This window comes from Halorubrum sp. ASP1, from assembly GCF_005435135.1.
Taxonomy (GTDB): Archaea; Halobacteriota; Halobacteria; order Halobacteriales; family Haloferacaceae; genus Halorubrum; species Halorubrum tropicale.
On sequence record NZ_SGUA01000009.1, the window covers coordinates 77,216 to 99,650 of the forward strand.

Below are 22,435 nucleotides of genomic sequence, written 5' to 3' on the forward strand. Positions count from 1 at the left end.
TCGAATGGTAATCCCAGAGCAGTGTTTCAAGCCTCGAAGCGCGAATTCACCGGATCTCAGGTGAGTAGGGGCGCGACAAATATCACGGCATTAAACACACCATGAACGAGCGCAGGCGCGACAAAGGTATTCGACCGTTCGAACACCCACCCGAATATCCCTCCCATCAGAGAGTAATAAAGCGTCATGTGAGCAACTGCGGCCATCGGCGGCGACAGGAGGAGGACGGGGTAGACGTGAAACAGCGCAAACACGAGGCCGGCCGTACCGATCGCGATTCTAGCCGAGAACGACGCACGGAGCCGCTGCTGGATGACGCCCCGGAAAAAGAACTCCTCGACAGGACCGATCAACGCAAGCGACAGGACTGCCGCGATGACGAGGCCGACACCCGTCGGTGCTGCGAGGTTTGTGTACTGCATAAATCCAGGAGAGAGTTCGACACTCGGAAGAACCGCGTCAGTGCTTACAAGCGAGAGGAACGCGGTTGCGAAACTCATCCCCAGTCCACCGATGAGAGCAGAGACAGAGTCTCGGTCTGGAACGTGAACCGGAACCTGGAACGACGAGTGAAATGAAACGTACCCGATGCCAACGAGCAGAAATGAAAGTTCGGTCGCGGCGCTTCCAGCGATGAATATGAGCGTCTCCCTGGCATCAGAACTGACGGCTGAGACAGCAGCAAGTGAGGCAGCCAAATTCAACAAAACGGTGATCGGTATCGTGAAAGCGAGAAACGCCACCGCACTGGCGGCACCAGTCTCATCATTAAGTTGATTCGGCACGTCCGCTTCTAGCGTGGAGGGCAAATCGACCATAGATGACGAAATGAGTGATTGGGTTGTAAGTGTTATCTGGACGACTATTAAGTTGATTCGGTAACAAATCAGATACCCGAGCGGAAACAACAGCAGTGTTGTGCACCAATGACAGGTGAACGTGAGGGGAGTGAGTCAGCGTATGCGGCGTTGACCGACGAAACACGGGTCCGTATCCTGTTAACTCTCGCAGATCAGTACGACGAAGCGTGGTCATCCGAGTGGCCGACGTTCTCCGAGCTACGAGAGCAAGTCGGCGTTGAGGACACGAGCCGGTTCAGCAACCACTTGTCCGAGCTTCAAGACGACTTCATTCAGAAGGTGGACGGGCGATATCGTCCCCGAATAGCCGCCTTGGAGATTGTGGCCGCAATTCGGGCGGGGAGTTATAAGACACAGAACGGCGACAAACGGTACGAAATCGAAGAGCAGGAGCTGGAGTATAGGTGTCCCCACTGCGATCGGCATCTCGTCGCTGCGTACCGAGAGCACCACCTGTATATTGGCTGTCCGGACCACGGCGCCGCCGTTGCGTACCCGACGCCGCCGCGGGCAACTGAAAACCGGTCACTCGACGCAGTTATCGACTCCACGCTCCGAAACCACGCGTGTGACGTCCGGCTCTTGCGTAACGGGGTCTGCCCGCACTGTTGGGGAGCGGCGGGTTTATCGCTCCCCTCTGACTCCGTTCCAGAGACGTATCTCCACCGAGACGTACCGTATGCCACCGCGGCATGTGACACCTGCTGGCTATCGTATCCGATCCCGATCGCACAGACGGTTCTCGGCCATCACGCCGTCGAGTCACTGTACGCGGCACACGGTCTGCGTCCGCGTGATGCGCAGATCGGACCGCACAGTCTTACGGAGGTGAGCAACGTACGTACCGGTGACGCGGTGCCAACCGCCGCGCAGGTTGTAGTCCGTCTCGCTGACGGGTCAATTGAGTTCGATCTCGACGAAGATTGTCGCGTTCGGCGCTACGACGTGAGCGATACAGAACCGACACGGTGACCGCGGCAGCAGCGCCGTTGGGATCTCCGCGAAGATATCACTGGGACACTGACTTTGGCCGTGTTTCTCGGCCCGAGACACACGACAGGAGGTATACCGGAGACGATCGATCAGCCGGTATGACAGACGACGCCCAGACAAGCGGGTCTACCCCGGAGGTTGACCGAGCTACAGCACACTCCAACACGTACTCAGACCGAGCATACACGTGGCTTTCACGCAACGGACTCTACGTCTGGGCCGGGATTTCCGTGGTGGTGATAGCGCTCGGAGTACTTGCTATCCCGCTTTTGGCTTTCGGATCATTGGCAGCGATCGGCGGAGAAGAGTCGATACTCGCCGGCGGAACCGCCATCGTTCTCCTCTGTACTGTCTTACTACTCGGTTTGGCAGTCGTGCTACTCAGTTACGCCTATTTAGAGGTGGATCGTCGGGGAGTCCCGTTCGTCGGAGACCGCAGTACGCAGACGTTAGCATATGATAGCATCCGGGCAGTAGAGACGGTCGCGGCGGGAATATTCATCGGTGGGTTCCTCACAATGCTCGGACTAGCGGTTTCAGTGGGTAACGTTCCGACAATACTCTCAGTTACCGTGCTAGCAGCCGCAATCGGGCTTCCGGTGACAGTGTTGGTACACGCAGCCGGGCGCTTTGTGTTGTTTGTTGCTGATTCAGCCTAGGACCCCGCTATCAGATGGACACTCGCGAAACTCTTTGTCCCCAGTTAGCCGGTCGCGTTTGTCTGACCGAGATCCGAGAACGACTCTCCGACTCGAAGCGCGATTGGTTCACTTTCATCGCTCGAGCCAATAGAGATAGCGACGATGTCCTCTTCAGTACTAGTAATCGAAAATTGCTGATTCAGCCGTGAGGTCCCTGATATCACGGTATCCGCGAGTTCCAAGTCAACTTGGTACTCGCCGGTGGTGGTCCATACGTCGGCGTAGGCGACAATATTACTCTCACCGTCTGACTCGGTCGAGGGGACGTTGAACGAGGTATCGAGGACCGTCTCGCCCTCGGGATCTACGACTTCGATCGACCCGCTGACCTCCTGATTCATCTGGTTGAGGAGGTTGACCTCTTCGAAGACTTGGTTGCCGATCGCATCAAGCACTGTCGAGCAGCCGGCGGTGGACGCTACGGCGGCACTGGCACCAATTGCGAGAACTCGACGTCTCGTGACGGAGTCGGGTGACGAACGCGTGTGTCGATTCATCGTTGGAAGGCGTATTGCTATTGATGTGGTTTTGGATTAAACCCGTTCGGGGTGTCTCTGGCGGTGAAACCGTTTGATAGAGTGTCTCTAGGAAACAACTGCGACTTCGTCCGTGAATCGTATTTCACGGTTCTGCTGAGTGTTGATCGCGAGTTCCACGAGGTGACACAGTGCTTCGAGGCTCAGCCGAGGTGATCACCGAAAGCGTCCGCTGTTTCGGCGTAAGCTGAGCGCTGCGAGCGCTTTCCGTTCTATATCGGAAGCCGCTCTCTCCGACAGATAATTGTGACCGTGTCGCACATCCCTCAACAGCAGCGGTAAACATAATCTCGTTAGCAGGACGGGCCACACATTGATCCGAGCCAAATGGCGTCAACTACGAATCATAAAAAGCCGCACAGAATGAGCGCGGGAACTTCTCGCTCTGTGAAGGTTACAGTTGGATGCTATGCGGGAACAACTGGAGCGGTGTCGGGAGAAGTGGTTGAATGGTATCTCCAGAAGAGAAAACACTGAGTCGAGTGTCTGACTTCCCTTCGACCTCGGTGGGTTGATGAACTCGCCCTCGCAGGTCGTTTAGATTCGAGCGAGCATCGCATATACGAGAATGCTGAGTAAAATCATAAAAAACGGTGCGATCAAGACTATTACAGCTGCCATTTCTGCCCCACTCACCTGGGGAGAGCCGAGCAACAGTAGTGGAACACTAAGAAAAACCAGTGCCAACATGAGTGCGGCACCCACGACCGCGAGATCCTGCTCAGGGCGCTCCTCGTGTCTGATCGGCAGGTCAAGTGTCTCAGTCGCGTGGTCAAGATCAGCGACAGGACCAAACTGAACTGTGTTTGTTGGGGCTGCCTCAACGTTTGAAATCCGTAGTGTCCCGGTACCGAATAGGCGGTCAGGAATGGCGTTCTTGATTTCAAATCGTGCTTGTGAGTGAATCGGAACCAACCACTGTGGCGCACCAAGTACGGTGTCGTACGCGACAAGTTTCTCACCACGCCGTTGGTACTCAATAGTGCCGTACCGGAGGTAGTAGCTCCCAACTCGGATTATAAAAATTCCCAGTAGTACGGCGAGGCCAATGCCACCCCACAAAAAATGCGCTGTAACCATTGCGGCGACAACGCCAACCAGCAGCAGCGCGACACCGCGATTGACCACCGTGAGTAGTATTGTGGTGGTGCTTCCAAGTAGTACAGATCGAGGGTTGACTTTCACACGTGCCTGAACCGGCTCATCTGGGAGGCTAAGCTCTGGTTGCGACTGACTGAACTCGCGGTCAGCACTGAGTCGGTCAAAGAGTCCTTGGAATGCGCTTGCTATTGGACCGGCAGACTCCCACGATACAGCGAGAACTGTTTTAATAATCACAAATCCCCCAAGCACAGCTACTCCGGCTGACTGGCCCATTGATAGGCCGATCACCCCCAAAAACATCACCCCGAGCGTGAGCTGGGACGGTTGTTGTAGGATTTCACGAGCGGACACATTCTTGTATATTTTGGCCCCCAAGTACTCACGGTGAAACTCGATGCCGTGTGCGACTATGAGGGCACCAATACTTACAGCGACCTCCCACGAAAGCGCTATTGATGTCTCAACCAACACCCAGGAGAGTATCGTAATCGGCACAATAGTGGAAGCCCAGATCCCGAGTATTGACAGCGCAAAAGGCACATTGCGGGGGTATATCGGTGGAAGCGTTGGGAGAGGGCGCCAACCGCCTCGTTTGTGCCGTAGTTCATGAAGTGGTTCTCGCTCTCCGACGACATCGGGGGATCCTTGCTTTGCGAACAACGACTTTAGCACGCCGAAGAGGACTGTACTAAATGCTTCAATCCAGTAGAGTAACAAAAGAGTCCAAACATTCCAATCGCCATAGACTATGCCAGCCAAAGGGAGCAGATTTGTACCGATGATTACGAGATCCGTAGCTGACCGCCTCGATACTGTGGAGGGCACACCGCGCATGTCGCGAATTATTTGCTCGTGATAGATATGTCCCTGTGATATTGTGTTGATGATCTTCTCACAGTTGTCGTGGCTAGTTCTGAAACAGCATAAAAGGCACCAGCTGTCAAATTCACTGTGATGAGGCTTCAACATGCCTTAGCAATGATTATCGCTGGGATTGGGCTCGTCTCAGGTGTGTTAACAGCGATGACATCGTTAATGGTCGGTGCCATTGGCGGGCAAGCAATGGGAATCCTGCTGTCAGATGTTGTCGGACTTCCGTTTTCGCTACTCATTCTTGCGACCTCGGCAGAGACATTCACCCAACTACGAGAGAGTCAAAAAAAGAACGTGACGTCGTAGGTTGTATTGATCGTAATCGTAGTAGAACGTATCACCTGCGAAGAATTTCAACAAAGCCGAACGAGCCTGTTTGGAACCGGGACTGCTACTTCATTTACAGCCGTCAACGCAATACATTTGGTAAAGAAAGGTGAACGGCAGTTCCGCCATCGGCGGGCCGCTCGAACTCGATACCGCCACCGAGCTGCCGAACGCCCCAGTTGACAAGCCAGAGGCCGATTCCATGATTGTGCTGGAACGGCGACTCACCGTCAGCTTGGAACGGAGTGAGCACGCGGTCGGGGATTCCGGGTCCGTCGTCACGCACCGTGATTCGCGTCTCCTCATTGGCCGTAAACGGCGTCGTCTCAATTTCGACTTCCGGGGAGTCCCCGCCGTGTTCGACGGCATTCTCGACGAGTTCACTCAAGACCAACCGAAAGACAGCTGTATCGGCCGGTGCGGGAGCCTCAGCGGAGGACAACTGAATCGTCGCTTCGTCGTGAGACTCACGGAGGTCGGCGACGACGGACTCCAGTACCGTTCCAACCCTGCGATTTTCCGGGTCGTTGTTGTCCTGAAGCATCTGACTGGCGGCACGCGCTTTACCGCTTAGTTCCAAGAGGCCGTTCGCAATGTTGTGAACGCTTTCGGCGTATTCCCGGACGGTCTCGTCTTCCGCCGTCTCCTCAATTGTAGCCGTGTATCCCAAGACCGCGTCCATATCGTTCCGCACGTTGTGTCTCAGTACACGGTTCAACACTTGTACACGCTCTTCGCGGTCGCGCCGTCCAGTGACGTCCCGAGCGATAGTGACCACACGCCGCTCGCCGCCAATCTCTGTTAGGGTCGCGTTAACCTCAAGCCATACGACATCGCCGCTGGCGGTCCGCAACGCCCACTCGATATCCCTCACCGGGTCCCCGGATTCGGCCACGTCGCGGACGACTTCTCCGATCGTGTCCGCATCGAATCCGAGTGCTGTCGCCGTCACCTCTTCCGGGTCCATATCGATGATCGTGTCGCGGTCATACCCGAGGATCGCACACATGGTGTCGTTGACGTCGACCAGCTCCGCAGTCTGCGGGTCGTAGATTCCGATCACGTCCGTCACGCCGTTGAAGATCTGTTCGAACTCTCGTTCGCGACGCTTTCGCTCCGTGATATCACGCTGGATCGACAGGACTCGCTGTTCACCACCGATCTCAGCCGTCGCCAACGTGACCTCGATCCATGACTGCTCTTCGTCCGGCGGGGTGAGTTTCCACTCGATGGTCTTCGGTTCACCCGAACGGGCGACAGCCTGAATCAGTTCTTTACCGCGTTCCGCTGTGTACCCGTCCTCAGTTGCGCTGAGACCCTCAATACCGAGTTCGCGAACATTTTCAATATTGTCGCATCCTGTAAGCTCGAGGTACGAATCATTCACACTGGCAAAAGAGAGCGTCTTTGGGTCGAAAATGGCGATAGCGTCGTTGACGCCGTTGAAGATCTGCTCGTACTCTCGCTCGCGGCGTCTCTGTTCGGTAATATCGCGTATCAAGCCGAGAACACGGCGCTGTCCGCCTACGGTTGCGACTGTGAGGTTCGCTTCGACGAGACGGTGTTCTCCGTCGGCAGTCTCGATGCGCCACTCAACGGTCTCATCCTCCTCATTCTCGGCTACATCGGTAATGAGATTTCTTGCTCGTGAACCGGTATACGCCTCATCAGGGACACTGAGACCGTTGATCCCCTGTTGAAGGATCGTATCGTAGTCGTACCCAAACAGCTCAACGTAACTGTCGTTCACATCGACTATTTCACCCGTGTCGGGGTCGTGGACTGCGATCGCAGTGGTAACGCCGTTGAATATCTGCTCGTACTCGCGCTCGCGACGTCGCGCGTCGGTAACGTCTCGAATGACCCCCACGATCCGATCAACGGCACCGCCTGGACCGCGGCTCGGATAGCCGCGTACCTCAACCCAACGTGTCTCACCGCCTACGCGGAGTCTGTGACTGAACGTGTACGGGCCCGACTCCCCCTCGCGGATATGTTCGCTCATAGCGATGAGATCCGAGCGGTACGCCTCGCGGTCATCCGGGTGAACAGCGTCGAGAACGGCCATCGGGTCATCATACAGGCGTTCGACCGGTTGGTCGAACAAATCTGCGTAGGCCTCGTTAATAAAGAGAACCTCCGAGAGGTCCGCACGTGCTAGATATACGACCTCATCGATATGAGTCGATATCTCGCGGAGCTGACGGCGCTGCCGTCGACGGTCGGTTACGTCCGTGGCGGTCGACAACACCAGTTTCTGGTTGTCTATCGTGACTGTCGTCAACGTTGCTTCGACCCAAACGTGTTCGCCGTCAGCCGTCTCAAGCGGCCATTCAAGTGGACCGATAGTTCCGCTCTCGGTGGCGGAGGTGATAACTTCCATGGCAGCGGCCTGATCGTACCCGTCAATGCTCGCAGTGTAGTCGCCAACCTGCATCGAAATGAGCTCAGCTCGGTCATACTTCAGCAACTCACAAAGCCGCCGGTTCGCATGAATCAACTCTCCCGTCTGGGGGTCATGAAGTGTGAGTGGCTCAGAGACGTTGTCGTAGATGGTCCGGTAGTCGGGGGTCGGCTGTACCTCCGTCGCGGTGATCACCCGCTTGAGCACTGTCGTCGGCGACTGGACCAGCAGTTCCCACGGGAGATACTCCGATACACCGGCCTCAAGCACTTCAGCGATCAATGCTTCTGTAGGGGCGACGTACACCACCGGAGGAACGGAGTCACGGGCGGCGTTCCGGACCGCCCAGTTGCTGACCTCGGTCAGTGACGCGGCTGTATCGGCATCTGTCCGGTCGGCGGTGCTCAACTCAGGCGTTACCGCGGCAATCACACAATCGAACTCATCGACTGAGCCGGGAGCGTCACGTGCGGCAGGTGCTATCGAAACGGCCACATCGAGCGAATCTTTCGCGTCTCGGAGTGTCTCTTCGACCGACGCTGGCCCCACCACGCCAATCGTCGGGTGTCGTTGCGTGAAGGCCTCGGGCATTCTCTCTGTGGGTTGAGGTTTATGGAATAATAACGCTACGCCCGTGCTGGGCCGGTGGACGGCTAATTTACCAGAGTGTCACCCGAGTCCATAGGGGTTTGTCGCGGTATCGAGTCGGTCGACATCCGCGGCGGCGTCGAAATCGTCGTCGAACGCGTAGAGGTAGCCGAGTACTTCTGCTTGTATGTACGCGACAACCGCGGCATCAACGAACGAGAACTGCTCGTACTGCCGAAAGAGTCCTTTCGCCGTGGCAAACCCGTCCGACGTGAGCGAGTCGATGTGAATCCACGCATTCTCGTCGAGTCGATTGAAAAATCGACGGCGGCGGAGTGCCCAGCGTGCGTCGTCAGGCCGTTCAACGTCTCTGCGAGCACATCGTCGACGATCACCTCCTCGGGGAGGTCAGGTGAGTCGATTCCCCTTGCGGTACAAGTGTCGCGGACAATCGTCGCCAAGCTAGAAGCAAGGCAATCACCCAGAACACGGTCCAGAGGTTCACGAGGAGCGGTGAGCCGAGTAGCCCCTCACTAGCCAAGACCCCGGATGCGAGCAGTGGATTTGCGATTCGCAGTACGGCAATTAAGAATAGAACAAACGGAATGAGAAGCATCCCGGTAAAAATAATCCACCGCCGTCGCTCTGACAGTACACTAGCGGCCCGGTATAGTGGGGGACCAATAAGTAGCAGAACGATGCTGAGGCCGACAGCGAGGCGCACGGTCGGATCAACGGTCGGGAAGGCTCCACGCAGGATGACCATTTCGTCACCTCCGGACTGCGCCACGGTGTACAGCCGACCGAAGGGCATTGTCGCGAAAACGAGACAAAATCCAACGGACCGTTTGACCGGTGACTCTGCCGGATTCAATAACCGATACCCGATCCACATCAACCCGTAGCTCCAGAGGAGTCCTGCGAGTGGTGCCAGAACAATTTCCGGCGTTTTCGAACAAGCGAGCCGCCAACTGTTGAAATTTCGTGGGCCCCACGCACCACAAATGAGACGACCGACCCCCGTGTGCGCGATCTCGTGGATCTCGTTGTGTACAAAGAGTAACGCCACGAACGCGACGACCCAGCGGCTATCTCCGTTGAAGACTAGTGGTTGCTCAGAGTCCATGGACGGTAGCCGACCCACGGCACGATTCCTCCGTTAGTGACTGTCTGTCCGTACTGAGAGCATGTGATCTCCGGGTGAGAGCGGCAGAGTAGTTAGCTCGATCGGAACCACAGCGACCCGCATTAATTATCAAGAAACAAACTTTTCTGCGAAGAGACGATGACTGATAATGTTCCAGTATCATGTGGTTCTGTACGATAATCGCGTTAATAATGGCTAATAGAGTGTTTCGGGAGCAGAAACGCAGAATTCGATGAGATAAATCTGACCCAATAAGGATCAGGGTGAGCGAACTGTAAACCCGAAATTCCCACCGGTCGGGGTTCCTCTGCGTTTACACGGAGAAGGATGTCAATCAGTGGTTCCACACCACTCTGAGTGAACTAGTCGGAGCAGAACGGGTTTTCACGGCCAGAAACTCGGTCTTCGCTATCATTAGCTAACGTCGTTTGAGAACGGTATATGGAAACACAGAATGACGTTTCCAAGTCAAAGACAGGAGTGAGAGAGGTGTCTCTGAGTGTGGGGAGTGCGGTGGCACTTACAGCAATAGGTGTTATCGCCGCATTTGCGTCAATTATTATCGTTGATCCACTGGTTGGCATCATCGGAACGGAATGGAATCTACTCGGAGAGTTATTACAGGGTTATATTGTTCAACCAGGATTTGGCCTCATCGCCGCCTGTTATATCCGGTGGCGTGACGACTATAATCCGCTGGACCGAGTTCAGAAGCTCTCGGTTGAAGGGATTGCGTGGATTGGCTTCATACCGATCGGCTACGAGGTGGCGGTGCGAGCGGTGACTCCGGTATTACCAATGGTTGGGCTGAGCCACAGCACGCACGGTGGCACAGCGAAGTGGCGGGTATTCCTTGACCACCCGGAGATCATTGTCCCGGGCCTGGTTATCATGTTCGCAGTTATGGCGCCTATGGAAGAGATCCTATTCAGAGGAGTAATCCATGATACCCTGGAACCGGCGATCAGAGCGCCGGGTCGGGTGCTCATCGGTGGCCTTCTGTTCGGTGGGATACATCTGTTCTTTTCAGGCGGGTTTGTGTCAATTCTGTTCACGAGCATTTTAGGTGTCCTTGCGGCTGGTGCCTACGAGCGGACGAAGAATTTGACCGTGCCGATTATGGCGCACGCAGGCTATTGGCTCATATTTTTGCCTATTTGATTGGAGTTGGGGGCGAACCCTCTTTTTTTATCAACAACTCTTGGAGTAAGGCAAGCGAACAACTCAAATCACGTGATCACGATGGTTGGTCGACTCCGAAACCACCAACACTGCTTGCTGCCCAGCCACCAATCCGACCAAAAATCAGGCCGAACACCGGCGAGAGACACAGAATCATCACAACGGCGATAAGGAAGAACACGATCGTGTTGAGTGACCATGCTACAGCCGTGGCTTCTGTAATCATAAATCCAGATACCGCAACTATACCGCCTAGAAAGCCAGCACGGAGCCCAACAGCATCCGACTCTACCGAGCGCTTAGCTGCGATTGCGCCAGCTATCATTGGCCCAATTATTATTGCCCCGCCACCGGCGGTCGCTTCAGAGTTCGGAAGCCAATTTATTACAGCAGTTGCGGGTAGTGAGGCTATAGTTCCGAGAATCACAACGTGCCAGACTTGAGAAATTAGACGGTCTTGGGTGTTCAAGGGCATATGCTGTATTCTACAACTATACCTATAATCCACTTCTTGGGTTGCTCACTCTGAAACAGTGACAGAACAACACCGGTGTTAGTGACTAGGATATACGCTCGTGAACCGCGGATCAACCGGACGACACGTATATACTGGCCGACGGGAAAACACTGATACAACGAGGAGGTCCCCACGTGAATGGAGTTGGAACATCGTCTCGCAGAAGCACCGATGGGAGTTATCACCGTCCGAGATGGGATGGTGCGCGCGTGGAATGATAGGGCAGCCGATATTCTTACAACTGACACACCCGACGATGAGCCAATTGCTGAGGTGTTTCCCCAGTCTGTCAAAGGGTCTCTCACCAAGGCGTTCGAAGGGACATCGGTATCTGATGTAGCATTCGAAGAGTACTATCCAGAAGTTGACCGCTGGCTGTCCGTGTCAGTTGTTCCTGACGGCGATGCAGCAACTGTCTACGTCACCGACATCACTGAAAAACGCACCAACAGGCAAACGATCGAACGGCTTCGTTCGGAGTCCGAGCGGGCCGAGATGGTCGATACGCTGATCGCCGACGTGCTTGAGGGGTTGGTCGGAGCTACGTCCCAAGACGCGATCATGAAGACAATCCGGAACCAACTGGGAACATCGGACCAGTATCGATTCGTATGGACTGGCGAGTACGCAGTCAGCAGTGACGAACTCGTCATCACCGGCGTTGCGGGTGAACAAGGAGAGCTATTTCCAGCCGTTCGCGAGGCGATAAAACAGGGAGAGGCTACTCCAGAACGGCGAGCGGTCACACAGCAACACCCAACGCTGGTTCAGTCGTTGAGCGAGAACCCATCAGTCCCGGACGCAGTTCGGGCCGCCGGATTCGCAGACGGAGTTCAGTCGGTGTTTGCGCTCCCGCTGGTGTACAGCTCTAGCGTGTACGGCGTCGTCGGTGTCTATGCTGGAACCGAAACCGCATTCAGCGATCACGTACAGGCCAGTTTTGAGACACTCGGCGAACTTGCCGGGTACGCGATCAACGCAACACAGAATCGGAAGCTGTTGCTTTCCGACACCCTCACCGAGGTTACGTTCGGACTCACAGAGAACTCTCCGCTGGTACGTGTGAGCGATACTTGCGATGCGGAACTCACACTTGAGGGGACGGTAATGGCGAGTGATACGGGTCTCACGTGTTTCCTGTCGGTATCGGGTGCCAATCCGGACACTGTCGCCAAGACCCTCGAAGCGCTTCCGAGTGCTCAGGATGGTCGTGTGATCCGTCAATCGGACGCAGAGCGCGGCCGGATCCAGGTGACGCTAGGTGAGGAGGTTCCGCTCATTACAGCAATCAACCGTGGTGCGACAATACAGGGGGGGATGTTCAATGGTGATAACAGCCAGCTGATCGTCGAACTGTCTCCCGACGCAAACGTGCGTCGGCTGGCAAACGTGCTCGGCGATGACGGATCGGCACCCGTTCTCGCACGGCAGGACAAAACCCGCTCACCGACGACCGCGCGGGAGTTCCGGAACGAACTCAATGAACGGCTTACTGACCGACAGGCAACCGTCTTGCGAACGGCGTATCTCGCGGACTACTTTACTTCCCCGCGTGGAAGTACGGCCGAGGAGGTTGCGACATCGCTCGGGATTACCGGATCGACGCTGCTCCACCATCTCCGGGCGAGCCAGCGAAAGCTGTTGGACGCATTCTACGACGAACACGACGACAGTAGCGGATAGCGGTCGCAATTCGCCGGGTCGTAGCCAATCGGCGTGCAGCCGATTGCTCTCACACGAAGACGAGTCTGGATAGTTAGATATCCTCGCTGCGGAGACTCTGAATACTGAGCATATTCCATCAAGGGTGTTCCGTTACATCATCGTCACATGGCAGTGCGACACAAGTCGCGCGGCGACCGGACTGAGGAACCGACCGACGAGCTATCGACGGAAGAGCTGCTCGACCTCTTCGGAGACGAATACACCCGGCGAGTGTTCGAGGCGGTCTCCGAACAGCCTCGCGGCGGGCGCGCTGTCGCGCAGGCCGCCGACGTCTCTCGGCCGACGGCTTACCGGCGTCTCAATGAACTTCGGGACGCCGGATTGGTCACGAGCGAGTGTTACGTCGCACCCGACGGCCACCACCGGGAGCAGTTCAGCGCCTCCGCACAGCACCTTTCCGTGTCGCTCGACGGTGGCGATATTGAGGCGTCGGTCAGTCTGAGTTTCTAGGACTGAAGGAACGCTTGGTCTGCCCACATGAGCACACGCTTGCGGCAGTCAGTCGTATCGGGTCTGAGGTCTCGATCAGCGGGGCGGCAGTGCGCGTGGTTGTGACAGCGGTAATGGTTCTACCGGGTATTATTCTGGTTCAGAAACACGCCAACATCAATATATGATCGTATACTGATGGTCTGGTATGTCGCAATCAGCGAATGTATTCCGCAGTCCGGTCGTCCGTTGGGGGATACCCGCTATGACGGCCACGATTATCGTAGCTATCGCGTTCCTCGTTGTTGAAGATCAGACACTTAGATTAGCGATGGTGGGGGTTGCTGTCGCTGACTTCCTTGTCACGCCACAGATACTGAAACGCGCTGCTCGGAGCGCATAGCTGGTTCCCAATATAGATAGTTTCATTTAGATATAAAATCTATTATAAAAAAGAGTGTTTCTGACATAGAAGCAAGAAATAATGTTAAACAGGTAGCCGGGCCAAAGTGATGACAGGTGTTGTATCGGGTGGTGGTCCGACCAGTTACTATGCGTACTCGCACGGAGAAGCGGGCGCGGTAACAATACCAAATAGAGATGTGAGCAACCGATGAGTGACGATCGTCACACGGCAATTCCGTTACGTGAGTTTCCAGACCCTGCGCTCGCATACACCGTCGACGGTGACGATGCTCGCGTGACTGCCACGAACGATGTCTTCAAGAAGCAGTTCGAACAGGATCTGGTGGGCGGACGCGTGTCGACGATATTCGACCGGTTCAACAGCTGCGATACGACCGGTGATCGAGAGCCAGTCTCACATCTCGTCCGCGGCGATCGGATCGGCATCCGTCTGGACGGATACGGCAACCGAGGCCCGTTCTTTGCTCGCGTAATCCCGTCAGATGACGACACCGGATACCTCGTGTTTTCTGACCTTCGTGAGTGTCCCGACGAAGGCTATTCACCGGGTGTTGATCAAGTGAGCAGCGTTATCAGCCACGACCTTCGGAACCCGCTCGACGTCGCGAAGGCCCACCTACAGGCAGCAGAGGAGACCGGTGACCACGAACACTTCGAGTCGGTCGCAGACGCACACGATCGGATGGAACAGATCATCCGTGATGTCCTAACGCTGACGCGCGATGATGCTGTCGTTCAACCCACAGAGGAAGTCGCAATCGAAACCGCTGCGAGAGACGCATGGGAGTCGATCGATACCGAACAAGTCGAGCTGACGGTTTCGGAGTCGCTGCCGACGGTTATCGCGGACTCCGATCGGCTCCAACGGTTGTTTGAAAACGTGTTCCGAAATAGCGTTGAACACGGTGTCTCAACCGATGAAACGGGTAGCGAACAAACCACAGAGTCACCACCAAAAGGCCATTCGGGCGCCCAAGGCGATCAGACAGCTGAGAGCACGACGGTAGTTGTTCACCCAGTCGAAGGGGGGTTTTATATCGCAGACGACGGACCGGGGATCCCACCCGCGAAGCGTGACGTCGTATTCACTCCCGGGTATTCAACGCAGAGTGGTGGGACCGGACTTGGCCTAGCGATCGTCGACCGAATCGTCAAAGCACACGGCTGGGATCTGACGCTCACAGCAGCGGATGACGGCGGTGCGCGGTTTGAAATCACCTTTTAGTTAGCGGGAAAAGCACCAGAGGCCTCCTTGACTAGTGTAGTCGGGAGACGAGTCGGGTCAACATTCAGCCCGGGTCGCGTCTCTTGTCGGAGATCAGTACCCTTCGCGCTCAATACCGGTGAACTGATCTAACAGCTCGTCTGCGTCGGGGAGAAGCCGACAAATGCGGTCCCGTAAACTGTTGGCCTGCTCATCAAGCGACGAGAACTGGTCGTGGTCTTCGAGACGGTCCTGTGGCAACTCAGCGGCGATAACCGCTCGCTTCGATTCGACTCCGAAATACTGGCCGAGGAGTTTGTATGCGAGGACCTGACACTGCTGGTCGACAGCAGCCCTGATGTCTTCACGGTCGACCGGTTTACAGAGATAGTCGTCGAACGGTAGGTCGAGAAGTTCCAATCCCGGGTCGATAGCGGTCACCATGATAACCCGGGTGTGAATGTCGTACTCTCGTAGCTCACGGAGGATGTCGTCACCAGATCGATCCGGCATGTGCCGATCAAGGAGAATTACATCCGGCGGGTCAGACTCATCGACCGCAGACAACGCCTCAGGACCGCTGTAAGTGACCGTGACATCAGCCACTGCGTCCAGCCGGAGGGCGTACGCGTCGGCGACCTCCTTCTCATCGTCAACGAGCAGCACCCGCGGCCTGTCAACATACATATCGGCCGTCACGTAGTGTTAGTACTCACTACAGCATTTAATAACCCGGCTTCTGAGACAGTTTCTAGTGGGTGTACACGCCGAACGACAGTCTGCTTGGTTTCTCCCCAACCCGAAGGGTTGACAATCAACTGGCTACGTGTCACCGACCGGGGGGCGAGACGGAGGCGAGGTGGTTTCCCCTAGTCACGCCCCGGGACCCTCAGTCTCCAGCGTTGAGAACGATACTGTTCGACGACGAACTATGAATTTGTGCCACCATCGACGGCGTCGAGATCGGGCTCGTCGAACTCGAGTGCGTTCGCGACAGCGTCAGGAAGCTCTGGGCGAGGGGCCGATTCGTGGCGCTCGATTTTCTCGGTCTTGCGCGTGTTTTCGTAGAGCGCGCGTGCGACCGGAAGCCCACGGAGATACTTGTAGTCGTGGAGGACCTCGAGGCCCCGCTCCGTGAATCCGTAGAACTGGGAGGGGAGGTCACGTGTCCCCTCGCTTGGGTCGTACGTGTAGCGTGCGAGGAGCCCGGCGTCGATCAACGTCTCCAACTGGTCTTTGATGGCCGCCTGGCTCTTCCCGGTCATATACCCGAGTTCGGCGAGTGACATTAGATGGGCGGGATGGCCCAGCAGCTCCTGGATGATGAGATGGCGCGTATCCTGGGACAGCAGCTTGAACAGCCGCTGCTGTTCCGCGAACGGCCCTGCATCGGCCGCACCAGTGTCGGTTTCGCTCATACGTGCTGGTACGAGGCAGGACGGTATAACAGTTAGGGCCAACCAAGTTGGTTAATTCAAAAAATACCAAAGTGATTCAGAAGCGATAAGCTGGTGTGGTTTGAATCAGCAGCTAATGACCGACCCAAGCCCGCCGCCGGACGCTGGGGAGATTATGACCGTTGTTCACGAGGCCGTCGGGGGCATCGAACTTGAGCCTGCAGAAAAACGGGAAATCTGGCGGTTCGCCCAGCGTGAATTGCCGTATCTCTGGAGTCAGCGGACATCGTATTTCATCTTGGGGAGCTATCGCGACCCCTATATCCGACGGCTTCGCGCCGTCCAGAACGAACTCACGAAGCAGCTCGGTGCCTATCCGTTCATCATGGGTGATCTCCTCGAACTTCCGACTGACCGCCTCAATACGTTCGATATCATGTTTTCGTTGCTCGCGACGTACAGCGACTACATCGTTGGGGTCTTTGAGAAGGAGAGTGGTGGGGAGGCGCCTGAATTGGGCGAGATTGATGACCCACCCTATTTCGACAAGTCGTACGTGTTCCCACGTGATTACGCGTGGGTGACTGACGAGAACCTTGACTCGAAACAGCACATCGTTCAGGCCGCCCTTGAGAGTGCGTTCGCAGACGATTTGCCGGCGGATGACGTCCAGGCAAAAGTCGAGTCGCTCGTTGATCGCGCCCAAGAGAGCGGTCTCGACATCGACGAACAAGAGGTGTGGGATGTGATCGACGACCGGACAAATGAGGGCGGAGAGCCAGTAACATACAGCTGGGTCCATCTCAACAAGTTCCGCAAATTCGAACTCCACGAACGGTGCTTCCCGTGGACGACAGGGGACGAACTCCGAACTCTGGTAGACGAACTCCCGTCCCCGACACCTCGTCCGGAGTGGGAAGAGCATGAGGGCCAGTGAATTATTGCCGTTGTTTTGACATCGACAGCGTTCTCGGGTTGCTATTTATCGATAGTTTGCTATTCATGCTCTTCAATCCGCGACGAGTCGATATCGGATTAACCAACAAATCTATGCCGATACGCGTTTTGTTGGTTAACACTAGATCGCAGATGTCCCACAAGCCACCAACGCCACCAACTGACCTCTCAACAGAGATGGTCGACACACTCAACAGCTACTCGCCTGAACAACTCCGGTACGTCGCACGCTACGCCGAGGCCTTGGCATCGCACAAGGCTCGTGGGGTCGCTGTCGATGAAGAGTCCGATGATGCCGAACGGGATGAGCGACCCGACGACTTCCCGGATGACGTCCCCTCAAAGGCCACGATTACAATCAAGGAGATCAATGACAACCGCTACTACTACTGGCAGTGGCGGGACGGAAACTCAGTGAAGTCAAAGTATAAAGGGCCGGTTGACCCCGACGAGTGACCACTCCTGTCCCCTAATCCCGTACACATCGATAGAGGGGTGTCGACGAGGATCGGGTAGGGAGAACAAATCGATACAGCTACTGGCCGAGTAGTTCGTATGACGGTCGCTCAACTTGAGAGGGATGGTGGTGTCGGTGAGCACGTGATATTTATCCGCCGAATATGTTCGTTTTGGCGGCTCTCACGGAGAATCACATATCGATAGAGGGGTGTCTATCGGAAACACTGGAAAATAACTAAACACCCGTGTATAAGTAACTTAGATATTAAGTGAGGCCTGATAACAAACTCCGAATACACATCGATAGAGGGGTGTATATCGGAAACCGTAGAAAAATTATATTTCAGGGGTGGGGAGCACAATAGCCGACACATCGAACACATCGATAAAGGGGTGTTTATCGGAAATCATGGAGAAGTCTCATAGCCGGGGTGTGGGAGTACGATAGCCGACACACCGAACACATCGATAGAGGGGTGTCTATCAGACATAATGGAAAGTTTTCATATGCAGGGTGGGAGAGCACGGTAGTCGACACACCGAACACATCGATAGAGGGGTGTCTATCAGACATAATGGAAAGTTTTCATATGCAGGGTGGGAGAGCACGGTAGTCGACACACCGAACACATCGATAGAGGGGTGTCTATCAGAAACAATGGAAAATGGTCATAAGACAGGTGACACCGTGCCGCAAAAGACCACATCAATAACTGAAATGTCTACAAATAAGCAAGGCGAGTGCCTCGGGGCTTGACCCCGAGGCGGTTCACGTCTGGTTCCGGATCTGCGCTTTTACCACAGAGGTGACCTCTTCTTCAGAAATCGCCTCAATACGCGAATCTTCACGGAGTGTCTCAAGAATTGTCCCTGGACTTTCGCCAAACTGGAACTCAAGGAACATCCCCGAGCTAGGCCCATGGCTCCGTCGCTCGAAGTCGACCAGTGAGTACGTCGTGAGTTCTTTCATCTTATTGACGTACGTTTCTTGATGGTACTGATCCGCGTCAATGGCGTCGGTCAGGTATTGATACACACGATAGCCGGTTGTACTCCTGGCGCTCCCGCCGTCAGTTTGGGACGCAACGGCCGCGGTTGCGTACAGACAGAGCTTCTTTTGTGTACTGATACCACGAACGACCTCTAACACCCGATTCTTCTCGACTTTCTCCTGTGCGGTACGGACGTGTTTTTCGCTAACGCGGTTGTCGCCTTCACGCTCAGCCAGCTCGCCGGCAACCCGCATGAGATCGATCGCCTTCCTCGCGTCACCATGCGTCTGTGCCGCGAATGCCGCTGCGAGTGGAATCACATCATCGTCGACGACGTCGTCATGGAACGCATCCTGACGCCGTCGAAGAATTGCTTGGAGTTGGTTTGCGTCGTAGTCGTCGAAATGGACGTCTTCTGGGGTGAACGAACTGACAGCGCGACTCCCAACAGATTCCATCATTTTCGTGTCGTTTGAAATAGCAACGACGGAGATGTACGCGTCCAGTTCGTCGTTTGCCCCTGCCCGCGAGAGCTGATACAGGAGCCGTGAAAACGCAGGTTCTTGTTTGTCTCGCCGGCCAACGAGCATGTCCAGTTCATCGAGGACAAACACAACAGAGTCGAAGTGTTCGTTGACGATCCGGTAGAGCTCATCCCACTTCTCTTTCGTTGCCACGCCGTGTTTTGGCACCTCAACAGGGACACCTGCCGCATCAGCAGCCTGCTGAACGAGTTCATACACGGCGATACCAAGCGTGTCTAGATCCTGGCAGTTCACTTCAACAGTGCCAAACCGAATATCGCGGCTCTCACAGATACGGCTGATATTATGGCAAACTGCCTTCGTAATTAGCGATTTCCCTGTTCCAGACGGGCCGTAGAGGAACAGGTTTGGCGGTCGGTTATCCCCGAGCGCAACCCGAAGCATCTTGGTGACTTCCTGGAGTTGCTCATCACGGCCCACGATGCGATCCTCTTCAACAACGTAGTTCGGATCGAGTAGCTCTCGGTCCCGGATTAGCCCCTCCTGATTGTCAAACTCGAGGAGCATATCTTCGATCGACTGTGATGACCCCTCGGAATCTGCTCCTTCGTCAGGCTGTGAATCACCGTTAGTGACGTGAGACGATGACGCCTGTCGCGATGACGCCGGCTGTGGCATACTCGACAGGTCAGCTTGAGCCGTCATCTCGTCCTCCGACGGTCCCGGATCCTCTGCGGGATCATCGGAGTCGTCAGTACCCATAGGCCAATTGATACGCGCCTGTATGAAAAAGGTTCCCACCTCTATCGAAGTGTGATTAGCCGTTTGAAACCTGCAATAACCGGTTAACCCCATAATATCCGTGAGGATGGGTTAACTGGCCGTAGCCGATGACGATGTGTTTCGCAACACGCGGTCGAAGACACACACCCCTCTATCGATGTGTTCGAAGTCTTCACGGGGTGGGGGTGTGACGAGATCATGTCTGAGCTAACCGGACGATACAGCCCTCGTATCGGCTTAGAACAGAGAAGGGACGTTCTCGTTGTCTCATAATCACTCATATTGAGTCGGTTCTTCTCTTCTCTTCTCTTCTTTTAACAACACAAACACACACACCCCTCTATCGATGTGTTCGATGTGTTTCGGCCAGTGACAATGTGTCGCTAGAACACCGACAGAGGTACACTCGGCTTGAACACGATCATCCAGGGATAGAGAGACGCTATCGACATTATTTGCCGAACACGAGGTTTGTAGCAGAGAATTGAGCTTCTTCGCCGTTTGGCCTACTCAGTTAGAACACATCGATAGAGGGGTGTGTGTCTCATCGTGTCGGGCTCGTCGAAAGATGTCCGCCTTGCCGTCCGGTGAGGTGAAGACAGTCTCTCGTCTGGTCTTCTATTATCAGATTGAGCCGCTCATCTTAGACCGTGCGATTGAGTCAATACGAAATAAAACAACTCTGAACACCGCACAGTCGGCCAAGCGACCTGCGTTTCGTGGGGATAGGGGTTTATCTATTACTACCATTGATACTCTTACATGTACGTATCAACGATCGGTGGCGGAGACGAGGAGCGGCAGCTCCCATGACCGAGCACCCGGTGTTACCAGCCGAGGAATCCGTGCTGACCACCGTCGACGAGGAGAATCTCTACAAGAAAAGTGGCAAGATTAAGAAAAAACACTACAAGCGAGAACTCGAGCGGCTTCAAGAAGAACTCGTCAGGCTCCAGATGTGGGTCAAAGAGCAGGGACTCCGGGTCGTCGTGCTCTTCGACGGTCGAGACGCGGCCGGTAAAGGCGGAACGATCCACCGAATCACTCGCCGGACGAGTTCCCGGGTGGTGAAAGTCGTCGCGCTCGGCAAGCCCACCGAACGAGAGCAGAGTCAGTGGTACTTCCAGCGCTACGTAGCGCACCTTCCGGCGGCCGGTGAGATGGTGCTGTTCGATCGGAGCTGGTACAACCGTGCGACTGTCGAGCGCGTGATGGACTTCTGTACCGACGAAGAGTACCAGGAGTTCCTCCGGTCAGCCCCCGAGTTCGAGCGGATGCTCATGCGATCGGGGATCACTCTCATCAAGTACTGGTTCTCGATCAGCGATGAGGAACAGGAACGACGTTTCCAGAAGCGCAGTAACGACCCGAAACGCCGCTGGAAGCTCAGCCCGATCGACCTCGAAGCCAGAGAGCGGTGGGTCGAGTACTCGCGGGCAAAAGACGCGATGTTCACCCACACGGATACGAGTAACTCGCCGTGGCACGTGATCAACGCCGATATCAAGAAACATGCCCGGCTCAACTGTATCAGTCACCTCCTCTCACAGATCGAGTACGAGGACACCATGCCTGGGCCGACTGAGTTGCCGGACCGTCAGCAGGATCCCAACTACGAACGCCCGGCGATCGACGGCCAGAACTGGGTGCCTGCACTGTATGGGTCAAACCCATCGGCAGTCGACGTCGAACGGTCCTGATCGCGCGGGTCTCGTGTCGTGTGGTTGCCACTTTATACCCTCGCCCGATACAGGCGAAGTGTGTTCAGGCCACCTCTCGTTTCGATGCTCTGTGCCACGTGTTCAACATCGTATTGACTTCGGCTTGTAAGAGATTCCTCACCCGATATTGAGATCTCCAGTGCCAGTTCCGTCTTCGTCCCACTCCAACTCGAACTCGAGTTCTATCTCCGCTGATCCCCCAGACTTCGACGTTTCGCGTTCGACCTCGACCTCGAACTCGACGCGTCTCGGGGGAGTGAGTGTCACCGACTCGGTACCGGATTCGAGGGTGAATTCATCACCGGACTCCAAGTGGTCTGCGACGGTTCGAAGGTACTGTGCAACTTCACTTGTGTCCATGTTCCGTTCGAATTCGAACAGTGTTTCTTCGGCCATTCCTTAACCTACGATGGACAGGGTATTGAGTGTGAGTATCTGTGCAACCCATGCCACAGTTGACGCATCTCTCTAAGCGCGGGAGGAGGTCGATGCTGGAGCAGGCTGGCTGTGCTTCCAGCGCCCATTCCGCTGCAATCAACCTCCTTGAACACCTCCGGAGTGCGGACTACGTCGACTACAAGAAACTGGAGTCACAGCCGGCCTGACTCCGAGATTGGTGCGCCGG

Annotated in this window: 18 protein-coding genes and 1 pseudogene; 9 read left to right on the top strand and 10 right to left on the bottom strand. The window is 55.5% G+C overall.

Annotated features, from left to right (window positions below; genetic code table 11):
• Positions 1-56: 56 nt before the first annotated feature.
• Positions 57-818 (bottom strand): CPBP family intramembrane glutamic endopeptidase, encoded by a 762-nt coding sequence (locus EXE48_RS13720; RefSeq protein ID WP_121600581.1) that lies wholly within the window; start codon positions 816-818, stop codon positions 57-59.
• A 108-nt stretch (positions 819-926) separates the two neighbouring features.
• On the opposite strand from EXE48_RS13720, the gene EXE48_RS13725 reads away from it, so the two are divergent.
• Both EXE48_RS13725 and EXE48_RS13730 read left to right on the top strand, forming a co-directional pair.
• Positions 927-1,832: a DUF7351 domain-containing protein gene (locus tag EXE48_RS13725; RefSeq protein WP_137711814.1), complete on the top strand. Its 906-nt coding sequence runs from the start codon at positions 927-929 to the stop codon at positions 1,830-1,832.
• A gap of 119 nt (positions 1,833-1,951) precedes the next feature.
• The gene (locus EXE48_RS13730) at positions 1,952-2,512 is read left to right on the top strand and encodes a hypothetical protein (RefSeq protein WP_137711815.1); all 561 of its coding nucleotides are present in this window, start codon (positions 1,952-1,954) and stop codon (positions 2,510-2,512) included.
• A gap of 44 nt (positions 2,513-2,556) precedes the next feature.
• Here EXE48_RS13730 and EXE48_RS13735 read toward each other — a convergent pair whose 3' ends face one another.
• The 4 genes and pseudogenes from EXE48_RS13735 to EXE48_RS19120 all read right to left on the bottom strand — a co-directional run bounded on the left by EXE48_RS13735 (position 2,557) and on the right by EXE48_RS19120 (position 8,871).
• Positions 2,557-2,949, bottom strand: a complete 393-nt coding sequence (locus EXE48_RS13735; RefSeq protein WP_241992012.1) for a hypothetical protein — start codon at positions 2,947-2,949, stop codon at positions 2,557-2,559.
• A 678-nt stretch (positions 2,950-3,627) separates the two neighbouring features.
• Positions 3,628-5,163 (bottom strand): DUF6498-containing protein, encoded by a 1,536-nt coding sequence (locus tag EXE48_RS19115; RefSeq protein WP_321168109.1) that lies wholly within the window; start codon positions 5,161-5,163, stop codon positions 3,628-3,630.
• Positions 5,164-5,476: 313 nt separating this feature from the next.
• Complete coding sequence (locus EXE48_RS13750; protein ID WP_137711817.1) at positions 5,477-8,389, bottom strand: sensor histidine kinase; 2,913 nt, start codon at positions 8,387-8,389, stop codon at positions 5,477-5,479.
• A gap of 78 nt (positions 8,390-8,467) precedes the next feature.
• Positions 8,468-8,871, bottom strand: a pseudogene (locus EXE48_RS19120) (PIN domain-containing protein).
• Positions 8,872-9,974: 1,103 nt separating this feature from the next.
• On the opposite strand from EXE48_RS19120, the gene EXE48_RS13760 reads away from it, so the two are divergent.
• Positions 9,975-10,694 (top strand): CPBP family intramembrane glutamic endopeptidase, encoded by a 720-nt coding sequence (locus tag EXE48_RS13760; RefSeq protein WP_137711818.1) that lies wholly within the window; start codon positions 9,975-9,977, stop codon positions 10,692-10,694.
• Between the two features lie 76 nt (positions 10,695-10,770).
• On the opposite strand, the gene EXE48_RS13765 is transcribed toward EXE48_RS13760, so the two are convergent.
• Positions 10,771-11,190, bottom strand: coding sequence for a DUF5518 domain-containing protein (locus EXE48_RS13765; protein ID WP_137711819.1), 420 nt, complete (start codon positions 11,188-11,190; stop codon positions 10,771-10,773).
• Positions 11,191-11,370: 180 nt separating this feature from the next.
• Between EXE48_RS13765 and EXE48_RS13770 the strand changes: the two genes are divergently transcribed.
• The 3 genes from EXE48_RS13770 (at position 11,371) to EXE48_RS13785 (ending at position 15,037) form a co-directional block, all read left to right on the top strand.
• The gene (locus EXE48_RS13770) at positions 11,371-12,915 is read left to right on the top strand and encodes a bacterio-opsin activator domain-containing protein (RefSeq protein WP_137711820.1); all 1,545 of its coding nucleotides are present in this window, start codon (positions 11,371-11,373) and stop codon (positions 12,913-12,915) included.
• Between the two features lie 147 nt (positions 12,916-13,062).
• Positions 13,063-13,407 (top strand): ArsR family transcriptional regulator, encoded by a 345-nt coding sequence (locus EXE48_RS13775; protein ID WP_121600574.1) that lies wholly within the window; start codon positions 13,063-13,065, stop codon positions 13,405-13,407.
• 592 nt (positions 13,408-13,999) lie between these two features.
• Positions 14,000-15,037, top strand: coding sequence for a sensor histidine kinase (locus EXE48_RS13785; RefSeq protein ID WP_121600572.1), 1,038 nt, complete (start codon positions 14,000-14,002; stop codon positions 15,035-15,037).
• A gap of 93 nt (positions 15,038-15,130) precedes the next feature.
• Here EXE48_RS13785 and EXE48_RS13790 read toward each other — a convergent pair whose 3' ends face one another.
• Together EXE48_RS13790 and EXE48_RS13795 are read right to left on the bottom strand one after the other, a co-directional pair.
• Positions 15,131-15,703 carry a response regulator gene (locus EXE48_RS13790; RefSeq protein WP_121600594.1) on the bottom strand — a complete coding sequence of 191 codons (573 nt, stop codon included), beginning with the start codon at positions 15,701-15,703 and terminating at the stop codon, positions 15,131-15,133.
• A gap of 242 nt (positions 15,704-15,945) precedes the next feature.
• Complete coding sequence (locus EXE48_RS13795) at positions 15,946-16,434, bottom strand: helix-turn-helix domain-containing protein (protein ID WP_137711821.1); 489 nt, start codon at positions 16,432-16,434, stop codon at positions 15,946-15,948.
• 115 nt (positions 16,435-16,549) lie between these two features.
• Here EXE48_RS13795 and EXE48_RS13800 point away from each other — a divergent pair, with 115 nt between their 5' ends.
• On the top strand, positions 16,550-17,350 hold the full coding sequence (locus EXE48_RS13800; protein WP_137705257.1) for a DUF8170 family protein: 801 nt from the start codon (positions 16,550-16,552) through the stop codon (positions 17,348-17,350).
• Positions 17,351-17,502: 152 nt separating this feature from the next.
• Positions 17,503-17,826, top strand: a complete 324-nt coding sequence (locus EXE48_RS13805; RefSeq protein ID WP_137705256.1) for a DUF6788 family protein — start codon at positions 17,503-17,505, stop codon at positions 17,824-17,826.
• Positions 17,827-18,598: 772 nt separating this feature from the next.
• On the opposite strand, the gene EXE48_RS13810 is transcribed toward EXE48_RS13805, so the two are convergent.
• Entirely contained in the window at positions 18,599-20,068 is a 1,470-nt protein-coding gene (locus EXE48_RS13810; RefSeq protein WP_369333733.1) for an orc1/cdc6 family replication initiation protein, read from the bottom strand.
• Between the two features lie 830 nt (positions 20,069-20,898).
• On the opposite strand from EXE48_RS13810, the gene ppk2 reads away from it, so the two are divergent.
• Entirely contained in the window at positions 20,899-21,789 is an 891-nt protein-coding gene (gene ppk2, locus EXE48_RS13815) for a polyphosphate kinase 2 (RefSeq protein WP_137705254.1), read from the top strand.
• 138 nt (positions 21,790-21,927) lie between these two features.
• On the opposite strand, the gene EXE48_RS13820 is transcribed toward ppk2, so the two are convergent.
• Positions 21,928-22,206: an amphi-Trp domain-containing protein gene (locus tag EXE48_RS13820; RefSeq protein ID WP_137705253.1), complete on the bottom strand. Its 279-nt coding sequence runs from the start codon at positions 22,204-22,206 to the stop codon at positions 21,928-21,930.
• Between the last annotated feature and the right edge of the window lie 229 nt (positions 22,207-22,435).

What these genes read in the sequence shown, in the direction of transcription:
- EXE48_RS13795 (WP_137711821.1), bottom strand. Translation starts at nt 16,434, where the DNA reads ATGAGCGAAACCGACACTGGTGCGGCCGATGCAGGGCCGTTCGCGGAA.
- EXE48_RS13750 (WP_137711817.1), bottom strand. Translation starts at nt 8,389, where the DNA reads ATGCCCGAGGCCTTCACGCAACGACACCCGACGATTGGCGTGGTGGGG.
- EXE48_RS13720 (WP_121600581.1), bottom strand. Translation starts at nt 818, where the DNA reads ATGGTCGATTTGCCCTCCACGCTAGAAGCGGACGTGCCGAATCAACTT.
- ppk2 (WP_137705254.1), top strand. Translation starts at nt 20,899, where the DNA reads ATGACCGAGCACCCGGTGTTACCAGCCGAGGAATCCGTGCTGACCACC.
- EXE48_RS19115 (WP_321168109.1), bottom strand. Translation starts at nt 5,163, where the DNA reads ATGTTGAAGCCTCATCACAGTGAATTTGACAGCTGGTGCCTTTTATGC.
- EXE48_RS13805 (WP_137705256.1), top strand. Translation starts at nt 17,503, where the DNA reads ATGTCCCACAAGCCACCAACGCCACCAACTGACCTCTCAACAGAGATG.
- EXE48_RS13790 (WP_121600594.1), bottom strand. Translation starts at nt 15,703, where the DNA reads ATGTATGTTGACAGGCCGCGGGTGCTGCTCGTTGACGATGAGAAGGAG.
- EXE48_RS13820 (WP_137705253.1), bottom strand. Translation starts at nt 22,206, where the DNA reads ATGGCCGAAGAAACACTGTTCGAATTCGAACGGAACATGGACACAAGT.
- EXE48_RS13775 (WP_121600574.1), top strand. Translation starts at nt 13,063, where the DNA reads ATGGCAGTGCGACACAAGTCGCGCGGCGACCGGACTGAGGAACCGACC.
- EXE48_RS13785 (WP_121600572.1), top strand. Translation starts at nt 14,000, where the DNA reads ATGAGTGACGATCGTCACACGGCAATTCCGTTACGTGAGTTTCCAGAC.
- EXE48_RS13760 (WP_137711818.1), top strand. Translation starts at nt 9,975, where the DNA reads ATGGAAACACAGAATGACGTTTCCAAGTCAAAGACAGGAGTGAGAGAG.
- EXE48_RS13730 (WP_137711815.1), top strand. Translation starts at nt 1,952, where the DNA reads ATGACAGACGACGCCCAGACAAGCGGGTCTACCCCGGAGGTTGACCGA.
- EXE48_RS13725 (WP_137711814.1), top strand. Translation starts at nt 927, where the DNA reads ATGACAGGTGAACGTGAGGGGAGTGAGTCAGCGTATGCGGCGTTGACC.
- EXE48_RS13800 (WP_137705257.1), top strand. Translation starts at nt 16,550, where the DNA reads ATGACCGACCCAAGCCCGCCGCCGGACGCTGGGGAGATTATGACCGTT.
- EXE48_RS13770 (WP_137711820.1), top strand. Translation starts at nt 11,371, where the DNA reads ATGGAGTTGGAACATCGTCTCGCAGAAGCACCGATGGGAGTTATCACC.
- EXE48_RS13810 (WP_369333733.1), bottom strand. Translation starts at nt 20,068, where the DNA reads ATGGGTACTGACGACTCCGATGATCCCGCAGAGGATCCGGGACCGTCG.
- EXE48_RS13765 (WP_137711819.1), bottom strand. Translation starts at nt 11,190, where the DNA reads ATGCCCTTGAACACCCAAGACCGTCTAATTTCTCAAGTCTGGCACGTT.